This window comes from Sphingomonas sp. (genome assembly GCF_048595155.1).
GTDB lineage: Bacteria > Pseudomonadota > Alphaproteobacteria > Sphingomonadales > Sphingomonadaceae > Sphingomonas_I.
Genome location: NZ_JBMDXN010000098.1, coordinates 21,613 through 33,620, shown reverse-complemented (window position 1 = coordinate 33,620; position 12,008 = coordinate 21,613). Strand labels below are relative to the sequence as shown.

Genomic DNA, 12,008 nt, shown 5'->3' with positions numbered 1-12,008 from the left:
CAGCGGAGGCTGGCATCCATGAACCTTTCCGCGGGCGATAGTTAGGAGGCTAAGGGGTGGCGGAGGGGTCGGGCGGTTCCTGCCCCCGGTGGCGGGGCATGGTGTGGGAGTTCGTGGACCCCAGCCTGCGCTGGGGTGACGGGGATGGTCCAAAGCCACCGTCATGCCAGCGGAGGCTGGCATCCATGAACCTTTCCGCGGGCGGTAGTTAGGAGGCCGGGGGTGGCGGAGGGGTTGGGCGGTCGATGCCGCCGGTTCCTGGAAGTGCGGCTAGGTTCGTGGACCCCCAGCTTGCGCTGGCGTGACGGGATAGAGGAGCGCTCGGCGTCAGCGCGTCTCAGACCATGGCGTCGAGCATGTCGTCGATCGAGGCGGTGGCGAAGGTGGTGAAGCTGTCGGCGACGCCATAGGGGAGGAGCAGGGTGCGGTTCCGAACAAGGCCGCCGCAGCTATAGACTACGTTCGGCACATAGCCGTCGCGTTCCTTGGGGCTGGGATGGACCAGCGGCAGTTCCATCCGCTTGATCAGCTTGGTCGGATCGTCCTTGTCGAGCAGGCTTGCGCCAATGCAATAATTGCGCACCGAGCCCACGCCGTGGGTGAGGACCAGCCAGCCCTCGTCGATCTCGATCGGCGAGCCGCAATTGCCCATTTGCACGAATTCCCAGGAGAAACGCGGCGGGATGATCTTTTCGCCCGTCTCCCACCGCAGCAGATCGTCCGAGGTGAGATACCAGACATTCTCATTATCCTGGCGGCCGAGCATGGCGTAGCGGCCGTTAATCTTGCGCGGGAACAGCGCCATGCCCTTGCTGCCGGCCGCCGCGCCTTGCATCGGGTGCATCTCAAAACTGTGGAAGTCGGGGCCAACGCGCAGCATCTCCGAGCGCGCGACCATGCCGTTGAAGGCGGTGTAGGTGCCGAGATGGCTGATGCTGCCATCTTCTTCCTGGAAGGAGACGAGGCGCAGATCCTCAATCCCCTGCCGCTGCGACGGCGTGGTCGGGAAGAGCACGGTTTCGGAAACGGAGCGGGTACCGCCGCAATTCATATAGACGGTCTGGGTCTCGCCCTCCCCTTCGGTGCGCTCCACCTGGGGCGCGATGCCGCCGGTGCCGGGATCGTCGATCGTCACATCGCCGCCGATCGTCCAGGTACCGGTGCGGAAAGTGACGGAAGAGACATGTCCCTCACCGATGCCACGCAGCGACATGACGAAGCGGATCGTATCGTCGGGCAGACCCGATTGGTCATGGGACAGCACGACGCTGGGATTGAACAAAGCCGCCGCTTCGAACGAATATTCCTCGCAGAAATAGCCGCCGATCACGAGCTTCTGCAGGTGGCTGATATTGGCGCGATCGATCGCAAGATCGTCGACCGATTCAAAGCGGCGCAGCAGCACCTGTTCGGAGTCGATGCCCCGATTGGCGAAACTATCGGTGATGCGGCCGAGCTCTTCGCGCAGATGCGCCTCATCCAGCGTCAGCACCCGATCGGCAATACGGCTGACGCGGCTATGGCCGTTCGCGAAGCCGTCCGGATCCCCAGGCTCGAACGGACGCACCACCGTTCGTGAGGGGTCCGGTCGCAGGATTATCTGCGAATGCGTCATCAGATCCGTGCCGGCCATAGATGGAATTCCCCGCGCGAGAAGCCCCTGTAGAGGCCGGAAAGCACCAACTTATGTGAAGTTCCTTCGGGGCTGGAGAAGTCTGGGAGCGGACATTGATCCGGACGCTGCCTGTGGGACACCGCCACGCGGATCGTGAGGCCCGCGCGCTCGATAGCACTTGCGCGGCCGCCGCGGCGGCGCAACGATGCCCCATGTCGCTCTTGCTTTCGCTCCTGCTCCTCCAGGCCGCAACTCCCCAGACCCCGCCACTCACGCCTGCGGCCAAGACGGCTCCGGCCGCGTCCAAATGGCCGGCGCGCGATGCGCAGTTCACGATCCCCCGCTTCCGCTTCGGCTCCGGCGAGACCCTGCCGGAGCTGCGCATCAACTATACGATGCTGGGGCAGCCGCACCGCAATGCGCAGGGTGACATCGACAATGCGGTGATGGTGCTGCACGGCACAGGCGGCACCGGCCGGCAGTTCCTTGCGCCCCAGTTCGCCGACGAACTCTACGGCCCCGGCCAGCCCCTCGACATCAGGCGCTACTGGATCATCCTTCCCGACGGGATCGGCCACGGCAAATCGTCCAAGCCATCCGACGGTCTGCACATGCAATTCCCACATTATGATTATGACGACATGGTCGAGGCGCAGTACCGGCTGCTGCGGGACGGGCTGGGCATCAAGCGCATGCGGCTGATCATGGGCACGTCGATGGGCTGCATGCACAGCCTGGTCTGGGGCGAAACCCATCCGGACTTCGCCCGCGCGCTGATGCCGCTCGCCTGCGAGCCCATCGAGATCGCCGGCCTCAACCGCATGTGGCGCCAATTGGCGATCGACGGCATCGAGGCCGATCCGGCCTGGGAAAAGGGCGAATATCGGACGCCGCCGGTGCAGGGCCTGCGCACAGCCGCCAGCCTGCTGTTCGTCGCGGGCGGGGCGCCGCTGTATTTCCAGGCGCACTATCCCGAACGCGCCGCGGCGGAAAGTTTCGCGCGGGAGCGGGTCGCCGCGTCGATCGATGGAACGGACGCCAACGACCTGATCTATCAGCTCGATGCGTCGCGCAAATATGCGCCCTGGCCCCGGCTGGAGGCGATCACCGCGCCCACCATGTGGATCAATTCGGCCGATGATTTCATCAATCCGCGCAACCTGGATTATCCGCAACGGGCGGTCGCCCGCATGAAGAATGCGCGCTTTCGACTGATCCCGGAGAGCGCCGACACGCGCGGGCACGGCACCCACACCGCCGCCCGCTTCTGGAAACAGGATCTTGCCGACCTGTTGCGCCGCACCGAATAGCTGAGGGTCGTAACGACGCACGAGCGGGCTGCTCAAGCAGGACGCCTCGTGGCGCCCTGGTTGAGGAGGTGATCCAGGGACCAGCGGCCGCCGCCGCGTGCAAGCAGGAGGAGCAGCAGGGCCGCCCAGCTCAGGTGGGTTGGCCATGCATCGGGATAGACAAAGATCTCGATGACTGCCGTCATCCCCAGCAGCGCGGCGGCGGCCGGGCGGGTGAAGAGGCCGAGCACCAGCAGGATCGGGAAGAGATGTTCCGAATAGGTCGCCAGATGCGCCGCGAGGACCGGGTTTATCAACGGCAGCGCATATTCGGTGCGAAACAGCTCATAGGCCGCATCCGTGATGGTCAGCACGCCTTCGACCTTGGTGCGCCCGGACAGGAAGAAGACGGCGGCGATGCCGAGACGTGCCAGCAGCAACAGCGCGGCGTCCGGGATCAGGCGCGCAAGCGCATCCGCCGCGCGGCGGTAAAGATGGAGGAGAGACGCCACGATGCATGCTCCGGAATGAGCCCACTGCGTCCGCCATGCGGCGGACGCAGCAGGGGGGATCAGGCCTTGGGAGCGAGCGAGCCGTTGCCCTTCGGCGTCTTAATCGACGTGCAGGTTCCCGCCTTGACGAGCTTCCAGGCATTGCCCTGATAATTCGTGGTGGAGGTGCCGGCACAGGTCGTGCCCGCCCCTGCCTTGCAATCATTCTTGCCGGCCAGCGACACGCCATAGCATTTTTCCATAGCCGGCTTGGCCTGGGCGTGGGACGCGGTTGCCGCAAAGGCGAGTGCGACGGTTGCAGCAAGCGCTGCGTTGCTTCTGATCATGATCGACTCCGAAGATTGAGCCTCGGCGCGGAGGGTTCCAGGGGGACCGCCGCGTCATGACCGGTGGAGGCACAGGACCGGATCACGTCGATCGTACGCCGCAGCAACCGGTGCGGTTACAGCCGCAGGTGACGGAACTTTCTTTTGCGATAGTGTAACCAGCCTGGCTGTCGTCGCGTACGACCCGCTCAGGAGCGTGAATGCGGCAGAGCGAGGAGCAGTTGAAGGCGTGGATGACGGGCGGGCTGGACGGCGACAGCGCCGCCCATGCCGCTTTGCTGCGCGCGCTCGTTCCGCTGCTGCGAAGCTATTATCGCCGCCGCATGGGGAATGCGGCCGATGACATAGAAGACCTGGTGCAGGAGACGCTGATCTCCGTTCATACACGCCGGGCAAGCTATGATCGCGAGCGACCGTTCGTGGCCTGGCTCTATGCCATCGCGCGCTATCGCATGATCGATCATTTTCGGCGCCAGCGCATCACCGTGCCGGCGGAGGATCTGGATCACATCCTGGTGTCGGAAGGGTTTGAGGACGCCTGTTCGGCGCGGATCGACGTCGCGACCTTGCTGGCGGACATCCATCCCAAACAGGCGCGCGTCATCCGCGACATGCATATCACCGGATTGAGCGTTGCAGAGGCGGCCGAGGCCGCGCAAATCGGCCAATCCGACGTAAAGGTTTCGGTCCATCGCGGCATGAAGGCGCTCGCGGCCCGGATCCGAGGCAGAGATTGATGAATACAGAAGATCTCATCCGATCGCTCAGTAGCGATGTGCGGCCGGTCCGCCGCTATGCCCTCGGTCGCCGCATTGCCGCCGGCATGATCGGCGGCGGGCTTATCTCGCTGCTGGTCGTTGGCGCCACCCTGGGGGTGCGGCCGGACCTTTTCGACGCGATGGAGGGTTTCGCCTTCTGGATGAAGTGGACCTATGCGGTCTCGCTGACCATCCTGGCCATCGCTGCCACGACGCGGCTGGCGCAGCCCGAAATATTGCCGCTCCCCTGGCTATGGCTGCTATGCGTGCCGGTGCTGCTGCTTGCTGGAATCGGCGTGGGAGAGCTTGCGACCACGCCGTCCGATCTCTGGATGGCGCTGTGGCTCGGCCAGAGCTGGATGGTGTGCCCATGGCTGGTTCTGGGTTTGAGCCTGCCGATCTTCCTGGGTCTGCTCTGGTCCTTCCGGCGATTGGCGCCGACGCGGCTGCGCGCCGCCGGGGCAACCGCCGGGCTCGCGGCGGGCGCCTGCGCCGCGAGCATCTATTGCCTCCATTGTCCCGAAGCATCGGCGCTGTTCGTGTTGACCTGGTATAGTCTGGGGATCGCGCTTGCGACCGGGTTTGGTGCGCTTGTCGGACCCCGCTTTCTGCGCTGGTGAGCTGTAACCGCCGGCCGGGCCGCACCGTAAGGGCAATGCCAACCCGGCATATTCCTTCATCGGAGACCTTTCATGATCAGCACCCGCACCGGGATTTCATTCGCCGCGTCCGCCGCGCTCATCGCGATCGCCGGCGCCGCGCCGACCGCGCCCGCCTTTGCCAAGCATGCCGGCGGGGCCGCGGTGCATTGTTACGGCGTTAACAGCTGCAAGGGCACGTCGGATTGCAAGACGGCCCATAGCGACTGCAAGGGCCAGAATGAATGCAAGGGCCAGGGCTTCAAGGAAATGTCGGCCAAGGCGTGCACCGCCGCCGGTGGCAGCCTCACCGCCAAGTAAGCAGCTTGCGCGCCCGGTCGTGCAGGACGCGACCGGGCCATCCTTTCGTCTGTCGGAGCATCGCCATGTCCGATCCCGCCCGTGCCGGTTTCGGCCTAGGCCTGCGCAAGCCCCATTATGCCGAATTTCTGGAACACCGTGTGGCGGTCGACTTCCTCGAGGTCATTTCGGAAAATTTCATGGTCGACGGCGGGCAGCCGCGGAAGATCCTGCGGGATATCCGGGCGCGCTATCCCGTGGCCCTGCATGGCGTATCGATGTCGATCGGATCGGCCGACGGCCTCGATCCGCTTTACCTTACCCGCCTACGCGCGCTGGTCGACGAGATCGATCCGATCTTCGTATCCGATCACCTGAGCTGGTCACGCACCGGCGGCTTCTGCGCGCACGATCTTTTGCCGCTGCCTTATAGCGAGGACGCGCTGACCATCGTTTGCCGCAACGTCGCGCAGGCGCAAGAGGCGCTCGGTCGCGCGTTGCTGATCGAAAATCCGTCGAGCTATCTAAGCTTGCCGGGCGACATGCCCGAATGGGCGTTCCTCGACGCCCTGTGCGCCCGCACCGGCTGCGGCCTGCTGCTGGATGTGAACAATGTGTTCGTCAGCGCGACCAACCATGGCTTCGACGCGCGGCGCTATCTTGATGGCATTCCCGCCAAGCATGTGCGCCAGATCCACCTGGCCGGCCATTCGCGCGGAGAGACGATGCTGATCGACACGCATGATCAGACGGTGCCGCCGGCGGTGTGGGATCTGTACGCTTATGTCCTGCCGCGCTTGGGACCGGTCGCCACCATGATCGAACGGGACGATGCCATTCCCCCCTTGTATGCGCTGCTGGCCGAGCTCGCTATCGCGCGCCGGATCGCACGCGACGCCGAACGGCTGTCGGCATGAGCCTGCTGACGTTGCAACGCGACTTCGGCGCGTGGCTGCGCGAGGGCGATGCCGCCGGGGCAGCAGACGGCCTGCGCATCCATCAGAATAATTACCGTGCCTCGCTGAGCGCCTGCCTGGCGGACAGCTTCCCGCGCACCCGCGAATGGATCGGCGGGGAGGCGTTCGAGACGGCGATGATCCGCCATATCCACCGCGTGCCGCCGAACAGCTGGACGCTGGACGTCTATGGGCGCGACTTCCCCGCTACGCTGACGGCGCTGTATCCGCACGATCCGGACATCGCGGAGCTGGCCGGGCTGGAATGGGCGTTGGCGGAGGCCTTTGTCGGGCCCGATGCCGATCCGATCCAGACCGGCGACGCCGCCACGATCGACTGGGAGACGGCCCGGCTGCAGTTCATCCCGACAATCGATCTGCGCATAGCGACGACCAATGCGCATGCCATCTGGTCGGCATTGGCCACAGGCGCGACGCCGCCGGCCGCTGGAGCATGCGACGGCGTGGCCGCCGTGCTGGTGTGGCGGCAAGACTATGTCGCGCGGTTTCGGCCGCTGGAGGAGCGCGAGCATCATGCGTTGCTGCTCGCGCGATCCGGAATGACGTTCGCGGCCCTATGCGATGCGCTGGTTGCAGCTCATGGCGCGCGCGAGGGCGTTGCGATGGCCGGCACCTATCTGGGGCAGTGGCTGAGGGATGGATTGCTTATCGCGGCCGATTAGGCGTCGCCGGAGCCGCTCTCCATCGTGGCAATCGCGATTGCGACCTTGTGCCATGTCGTCGCGCCGACGGGGGCGTCGGTCGGTAACAACAACAGCAGCGCGATCAGGCGCTTCGCCCCATTTTGTTTCTGGTCTGCTTGAACATCGCCTAGAGCGTAGCATTCGATAGGGGGATCGATATACGCAATGTTCAGTGATCCGGAAGCCTTAGCCTTTGTGGTCGGCGCGCTGATGGCAACGGCGCTGGTGACCTGGATTGCGGCGCGCGTGCTGGGGGGTGCGGATCGCGCGGCGTAACCCGATATTGGCGCGGATTGTCACCGCGACCCTCGTACCGGCGCTTACGCTTGGCTTCGGTATCGTGCGGTTCCGGATCGAGAATGCGCAACATCCTGGATCCGACTGGCCGGCGATGGGCATGGCGGGGTTCATTCTCATCACACAGATCATGCTACTCGTGACCATTCCAACCACTTGGCTGGCGCTGCGGCGCCGATAAAGGACAACGCGAGAGGACGCGGCATGGATCGGGTGGACGGCGGATACCGATCGCCCAGCAACTGGGGCTGCGGGATCGCCTTTGCGGCGGGCTTGCCGCTGCTGCTGCTGGCCGTTCTGCTCGCTGTGCTGGATAGCGGGCGCTGCGAGGGCGCAGGTCCCGACTGTCGGTCTGACGCGGCCCCTTACGGCTTGATCTGGCTGGGGATCATTGCGGGCGCATTCTGTCTGGCATGGGCGCTGAACGCGCGCATCAACCGAGCGCGCTACGACAAGCAGGAAGCGGCTGAGGCCGGACGCGACAGCGACCGGTCGGCCGATATCAGCCGCCCTGAAGCGTGAGCGGGATGCGGGTGGGCGCAGCCGCAAGGCGGGCCGCTTCGACCCGCACACCTCCCAGACGGATCCCACGGCGGATCAGCCAGACGGCGCAGAAGACGGTATTCGAGAATGGCCGCCACGCGGGCCTGACGCTGCGACAGATAAGACTGCATGGCTATCGCACCCGTTGCCTCGCCTAGAAGGATAGGATGCGCCACCGCAATCGGACACGGCGTTGCGCGGCCACCCTATAATCATCTTGCCTGCTCCAGCGGCAGACAGGCTTGCGATAGCCAATAGGTCGTCGTCTCCTTCGCGCACCAAAAGCCTTCAAATTGCTGGCCGACATTCAGATCGCGGAGCGCGTCGGCCGTCCCCAGGATGAGCGTGTAGAAACTATCCCAGTGGACCCAGGCGAACAGGGAATGATCGGGCGCGAGCATGCGGCGGACACCATGGCGGGGAAGGTCCGGCATGCCGTCCCAGGGCTCGTCTGTCTCCAGCGTGCCGATGTCGACCAAGCGATCGTCATCACCGAATTCGTCGCCCATGATGACACTCTGGAAGCCCGCCTGCCGGAAAATGCGGACCAGGCTTGGCTGCATCACGGGCTGAAAGCTTCCCTCGGTCGGCAGGAATATCCTGTTCTTGCGACAATGGGCCGCGAGCCGATCCGCGGCCGCGCGATCGGCCAGATGATCTTTAAGGCCGTCGATGCTCGTTCGAAGCGCGCGATCCAGCGCGCAATGGTCCGCCAGATCGATGTGCCGCGCGACGGCTCGCCACCCGATCGGTTGGGCGAGGCGCTTCGCCAGACCATCCACCGCATCTGCCGCAAGCTCTTTGCCAATTTGTCGCTTGCGCGTTTCGTCGTCCATCCATTCGATCAAGTCGACATCGGATGGCGCCGCGGAACGCGAGAGGATGACGCTGCCATATTCGCAGGCAGCGGGATCCACCCCCTCGATCGTGAAGAAGGGGTGCAAGGCGACGAAGGCCCGCGCATAGATGCCGTCGAACCAAGGCAGGATCGGGGTGTCATCGGGTGGCCCCAGGCTGGATCGATCTGTGTCCTGCATGGCCTTTTCTAGGCGGCGGATCGAGCAAAAGTCAGCGTCCGATCTCGCCCGCGTGGCTGAAGACGGGTGACTACAGCCCGTAGGACAAGGCGAGCGTGACGTAGGGTTGGAAGGTACCGTGTTCTGCGCGGGGACCGCCCAAGGCGCGCAGGCGATTGTCGCGGACGACCGCCAGCGCCTCCATCCGGGCGGACCAATGGCCGCCGCCGATCGGCAGCGGCGTTTGCAGGGCGATACCGCCGCTGGCGTAGACGCGGTCGCCGCTGCCGGGCTCGTAAAAGCCTCTCCAGCCGGCGCCGAGCGCGAGCGGGAGGGACAATGTGGGTGCGGTATCGGCCTGGCCCAGGGACCAGCCCGGCTCGATCGTTGCCTGCGTATAGAGGCCGCCTGCCCCCTTGGGTCGCCAGCTGATGACCAGGCCGGGTTTGAGCGCGCCCAGGCCATGGTCTCGGCTGAGCGCCAGCGATCCGCTGATCTCGTGCGTGGTGGCGGATATGCCGTTCGGGCTGGCCTTGACGGTGTAGGTGAGCGCGCCGGTCATACCGGGGGCCAGGCGGGAGGCGAGGCCGACCAGAGTGTTGCTCTCATACCAGGCGCGGGGGCTGGCGCGTTCGTCGGCGGAGGGCGCGTGGAGGCCGTTGGAGCTGCGCAGCATCAGCCACGTGGTGGCGTCGCCATCGGCCTTGCGGGCCAGTTCATAGACCAGGCCGATTTGTACGTGCACGGGCGCGCGGGCGAGGCTCGCGGCGTCATCATCATAGCTGCCGCGGACGAAATCCCCGTTGCGCAGATCGAGGCCGACCAGCGGGTGCAGCCGGCCGGGGCCAACATCGACCAGGTTCAGCCCGGCATCCTCCGTATCGGAGATCGGCGCCTGACGCTGTTCCTGCGCCAAAGCGGGCGATGACAGCAGCAGCAGCAGCGGCAGGGGGAAAGATTGCTTCATCCTTCCCCTCCCTCCTTACGTGCTGGCGGATTCCGGCACTGGCGCGATCCGGCCGGCCGATGCGGTCAGGGGCGGCGCGAGACGCGCCAGACGACGTTGCCGACATCGTCCGCGACCAGGAGCGCGCCGGTACGGTCGCTGGTCACGCCGACGGGGCGGCCGTGCGCCTTGCCGTCGGGCGTCAGGAAGCCGGTGAGGAAATCCTGCGCCATGCCGTTGGGGCGGGCATCGGCGAAGGGCACGAACACGACCTTGTAGCCGTTATATTCCTTGCGATCCCAGCTGCCATGTTCGCCGATGAAGGCGCCGCCGCGATAGGCGGGCGGAAGGTTGGTGCCGGTGTAGAAGGTGAGGCCGAGCGCGGCGACGTGGCTGCTCAGGGCATAATCGGGCGGGATCGCCTTCGCGACCAGATCCGGCCGCTGCGGGCGCACGCGCGGATCGATATGCTGGCCATAATAGCTGTAGGGCCAGCCATAGAAGCCGCCATCGCGCACCGACGTCATATAATCGGGCACCAGATTGGGCCCGAGCTCGTCACGCTCATTCACCACCACCCACAAGGTGTTGGTGCCGGGATAGAAATTGGGGCTGTTCGGGTTGCGCAGGCCGGTAGCGAAGATGCGCGACCGGCCGGAGGCGCGATCCACTTCCCAGACGGCGGCGCGGCCTTTTTCGGCTTCGAAGCCATTTTCGACAATATTGCTGTTCGATCCGACGGTGACGTACAGCAGCTTTCCGTCGGGGCTGAGCGTGAGGCTCTTGGTCCAATGGTGATCGATCGGGCCGCCCGGCAGCGGCGTCAGCATCGTCGGCTGGGCAGTGATGCGCGTCTGCCCCGGCGTGAACGGATAGCGCAGGATGCCATCCGTCGCCGCGACGTAGAGCATGTTGTCAACGAACACGACGCCGAAGGGCGAGAAGAGATGATCGATGAGGACGGTCCGCGCCTCCGGCACACCGTCGCCATTTGCGTCGCGCAAAAGGGTGATGCGGTTGCTGGGCCCGGTCTTCTGATCGCCGCCGCCCTGGGAGGTGGCGCGCTTCTCCATCCACTGGATGATTGGGCTTTTCGGGCGCGTCACCGGATCGAGGTTCGGGCCTTCCGATTCCACGACCAGGATATCGCCATTGGGGAGCGCCACCACATTGCGCGGATGGCTGAGCCCGCGCGCCAGCGCCTGAACGCGCATGCCGGCGGGCGCGGTTGGCGTTTCATTCTGCTTCCAGCCGATCACCTGCGCCACGCGGATGGGCGGCACAAGATATTGCTTGGGCGCGGGCAAGTTGGGATGCGGCCCGATCTGCGTCCGCGGGTCGAAATCGTTGCTGCCGTCACCGCACGCCGCCAGCGCGATGGCCGTAAAGGTGAGCGCGCCCAGCGTGCGCAAATACCGCGCCTTCACTTCGCCACCCCCACGCCGTTGCGGTAGACGAGCGTGTGGCCCAGCCACGCGCTGACGGCGAGCAAGACGACACTGATGGCAGAGAGGGTGATGCCGGCCGGCACCACCGACGTCCAGCCATCGCGGCTGTGGACGAAGGCGTTGAACAGTTCGAGCACCCAGGCGGCCAGGTTGAGCAGCATGTGCGGCGTCGCCGAGCGCTGGGCGCGGACCTGCCGATCGCCACTATAATCGATGATGCCCGTGAGCGCCGCCAGACCGCCCATCACCAGCCCCGCGGTAATCAGCCAGACCGAGAAGTTGGCCCACTGAATGTTCGCGGACATGACATAGGTTATATCCGTGAGCAGCGCACCCACGAAGCAGGTGATGGGGAAAGGCACCAGCATCGCATGCAGCGGACGACCCAAAATCGACGCGGTCGATCGTGGGCGGCTGGTCTCTGTATTGGGCGCTTGCGGCATGGCGAAAAGACTAACTGGGCGCTTTATTGTTCCAGCTTTCGCATCTGTCTTTACTTATTCTAACATATATTATGCCGATTATAGTTTAGCACGCGCGAACACGCTGACTGGGGCTTTACTTCTCGCAAGAGAGACCGTTCGCGGCGTGCCACAAGCAAGCGCGCCCAGACCGGCACGACGGAGTGCGGGAGGTACGAAGCGTCACGGCGTGGACGCA

Annotated in this window: 15 protein-coding genes; 8 read left to right on the top strand and 7 right to left on the bottom strand. The window is 65.1% G+C overall.

Translation table 11 applies throughout. The annotated features are described in order from the left end of the window. Positions 1 to 337: 337 nt before the first annotated feature. Positions 338 to 1,633, bottom strand: coding sequence for a glycoside hydrolase family 130 protein (locus ACOJSI_RS14890; RefSeq protein ID WP_420139079.1), 1,296 nt, complete (start codon positions 1,631 to 1,633; stop codon positions 338 to 340). Between the two features lie 194 nt (positions 1,634 to 1,827). Here ACOJSI_RS14890 and ACOJSI_RS14885 point away from each other — a divergent pair, with 194 nt between their 5' ends. Continuing rightward, positions 1,828 to 2,925 (top strand): alpha/beta fold hydrolase, encoded by a 1,098-nt coding sequence (locus tag ACOJSI_RS14885; protein WP_420139078.1) that lies wholly within the window; start codon positions 1,828 to 1,830, stop codon positions 2,923 to 2,925. A gap of 32 nt (positions 2,926 to 2,957) precedes the next feature. On the opposite strand, the gene ACOJSI_RS14880 is transcribed toward ACOJSI_RS14885, so the two are convergent. Next, positions 2,958 to 3,416: a DoxX family protein gene (locus tag ACOJSI_RS14880; RefSeq protein ID WP_420139077.1), complete on the bottom strand. Its 459-nt coding sequence runs from the start codon at positions 3,414 to 3,416 to the stop codon at positions 2,958 to 2,960. A 59-nt stretch (positions 3,417 to 3,475) separates the two neighbouring features. Beyond that, positions 3,476 to 3,742 (bottom strand): DUF2282 domain-containing protein, encoded by a 267-nt coding sequence (locus ACOJSI_RS14875; RefSeq protein WP_420139076.1) that lies wholly within the window; start codon positions 3,740 to 3,742, stop codon positions 3,476 to 3,478. A gap of 200 nt (positions 3,743 to 3,942) precedes the next feature. Between ACOJSI_RS14875 and ACOJSI_RS14870 the strand changes: the two genes are divergently transcribed. From ACOJSI_RS14870 to ACOJSI_RS14840, 7 genes are all read left to right on the top strand, one after another. After that, positions 3,943 to 4,479: a sigma-70 family RNA polymerase sigma factor gene (locus tag ACOJSI_RS14870; protein WP_420139075.1), complete on the top strand. Its 537-nt coding sequence runs from the start codon at positions 3,943 to 3,945 to the stop codon at positions 4,477 to 4,479. Beyond that, positions 4,479 to 5,120: a DUF1109 domain-containing protein gene (locus ACOJSI_RS14865; protein ID WP_420139074.1), complete on the top strand. Its 642-nt coding sequence runs from the start codon at positions 4,479 to 4,481 to the stop codon at positions 5,118 to 5,120. The genes ACOJSI_RS14870 and ACOJSI_RS14865 overlap by 1 nt, the downstream gene beginning before the upstream one ends. A 72-nt stretch (positions 5,121 to 5,192) precedes the next feature. Beyond that, on the top strand, positions 5,193 to 5,459 hold the full coding sequence (locus tag ACOJSI_RS14860; protein WP_420139073.1) for a hypothetical protein: 267 nt from the start codon (positions 5,193 to 5,195) through the stop codon (positions 5,457 to 5,459). 65 nt (positions 5,460 to 5,524) lie between these two features. Then, on the top strand, positions 5,525 to 6,355 hold the full coding sequence (locus ACOJSI_RS14855) for a DUF692 domain-containing protein (RefSeq protein WP_420139072.1): 831 nt from the start codon (positions 5,525 to 5,527) through the stop codon (positions 6,353 to 6,355). Beyond that, a complete protein-coding gene (locus ACOJSI_RS14850) occupies positions 6,352 to 7,077 on the top strand; it encodes a putative DNA-binding domain-containing protein (RefSeq protein ID WP_420139071.1) in 726 nt (241 codons plus the stop codon). Before ACOJSI_RS14855 ends, ACOJSI_RS14850 begins: the two co-directional genes overlap by 4 nt. 304 nt (positions 7,078 to 7,381) lie before the next feature. Beyond that, on the top strand, positions 7,382 to 7,576 hold the full coding sequence (locus tag ACOJSI_RS14845) for a hypothetical protein (protein WP_420139070.1): 195 nt from the start codon (positions 7,382 to 7,384) through the stop codon (positions 7,574 to 7,576). A gap of 23 nt (positions 7,577 to 7,599) precedes the next feature. Continuing rightward, entirely contained in the window at positions 7,600 to 7,917 is a 318-nt protein-coding gene (locus ACOJSI_RS14840; RefSeq protein WP_420139069.1) for a hypothetical protein, read from the top strand. 233 nt (positions 7,918 to 8,150) lie between these two features. Here ACOJSI_RS14840 and ACOJSI_RS14835 read toward each other — a convergent pair whose 3' ends face one another. From ACOJSI_RS14835 to ACOJSI_RS14820, 4 genes are all read right to left on the bottom strand, one after another. Beyond that, positions 8,151 to 8,975 (bottom strand): DUF2711 family protein, encoded by an 825-nt coding sequence (locus tag ACOJSI_RS14835; protein WP_420139068.1) that lies wholly within the window; start codon positions 8,973 to 8,975, stop codon positions 8,151 to 8,153. A 70-nt stretch (positions 8,976 to 9,045) separates the two neighbouring features. Beyond that, positions 9,046 to 9,921 carry a hypothetical protein gene (locus tag ACOJSI_RS14830; protein WP_420139067.1) on the bottom strand — a complete coding sequence of 292 codons (876 nt, stop codon included), beginning with the start codon at positions 9,919 to 9,921 and terminating at the stop codon, positions 9,046 to 9,048. A gap of 65 nt (positions 9,922 to 9,986) precedes the next feature. Next, on the bottom strand, positions 9,987 to 11,327 hold the full coding sequence (locus tag ACOJSI_RS14825) for a PQQ-dependent sugar dehydrogenase (RefSeq protein WP_420139066.1): 1,341 nt from the start codon (positions 11,325 to 11,327) through the stop codon (positions 9,987 to 9,989). Beyond that, positions 11,324 to 11,737, bottom strand: a complete 414-nt coding sequence (locus ACOJSI_RS14820) for a DUF2231 domain-containing protein (protein WP_420139065.1) — start codon at positions 11,735 to 11,737, stop codon at positions 11,324 to 11,326. Before ACOJSI_RS14820 ends, ACOJSI_RS14825 begins: the two co-directional genes overlap by 4 nt. Between the last annotated feature and the right edge of the window lie 271 nt (positions 11,738 to 12,008).

Excerpts from the sequence above, each read along its gene's own strand:
- ACOJSI_RS14890 (WP_420139079.1), bottom strand. The coding sequence starts at position 1,633 with ATGGCCGGCACGGATCTGATGACGCATTCGCAGATAATCCTGCGACCG.
- ACOJSI_RS14885 (WP_420139078.1), top strand. The coding sequence starts at position 1,828 with ATGTCGCTCTTGCTTTCGCTCCTGCTCCTCCAGGCCGCAACTCCCCAG.
- ACOJSI_RS14875 (WP_420139076.1), bottom strand. The coding sequence starts at position 3,742 with ATGATCAGAAGCAACGCAGCGCTTGCTGCAACCGTCGCACTCGCCTTT.
- ACOJSI_RS14870 (WP_420139075.1), top strand. The coding sequence starts at position 3,943 with ATGCGGCAGAGCGAGGAGCAGTTGAAGGCGTGGATGACGGGCGGGCTG.
- ACOJSI_RS14865 (WP_420139074.1), top strand. The coding sequence starts at position 4,479 with ATGAATACAGAAGATCTCATCCGATCGCTCAGTAGCGATGTGCGGCCG.
- ACOJSI_RS14860 (WP_420139073.1), top strand. The coding sequence starts at position 5,193 with ATGATCAGCACCCGCACCGGGATTTCATTCGCCGCGTCCGCCGCGCTC.
- ACOJSI_RS14855 (WP_420139072.1), top strand. The coding sequence starts at position 5,525 with ATGTCCGATCCCGCCCGTGCCGGTTTCGGCCTAGGCCTGCGCAAGCCC.
- ACOJSI_RS14850 (WP_420139071.1), top strand. The coding sequence starts at position 6,352 with ATGAGCCTGCTGACGTTGCAACGCGACTTCGGCGCGTGGCTGCGCGAG.
- ACOJSI_RS14840 (WP_420139069.1), top strand. The coding sequence starts at position 7,600 with ATGGATCGGGTGGACGGCGGATACCGATCGCCCAGCAACTGGGGCTGC.
- ACOJSI_RS14835 (WP_420139068.1), bottom strand. The coding sequence starts at position 8,975 with ATGCAGGACACAGATCGATCCAGCCTGGGGCCACCCGATGACACCCCG.
- ACOJSI_RS14830 (WP_420139067.1), bottom strand. The coding sequence starts at position 9,921 with ATGAAGCAATCTTTCCCCCTGCCGCTGCTGCTGCTGCTGTCATCGCCC.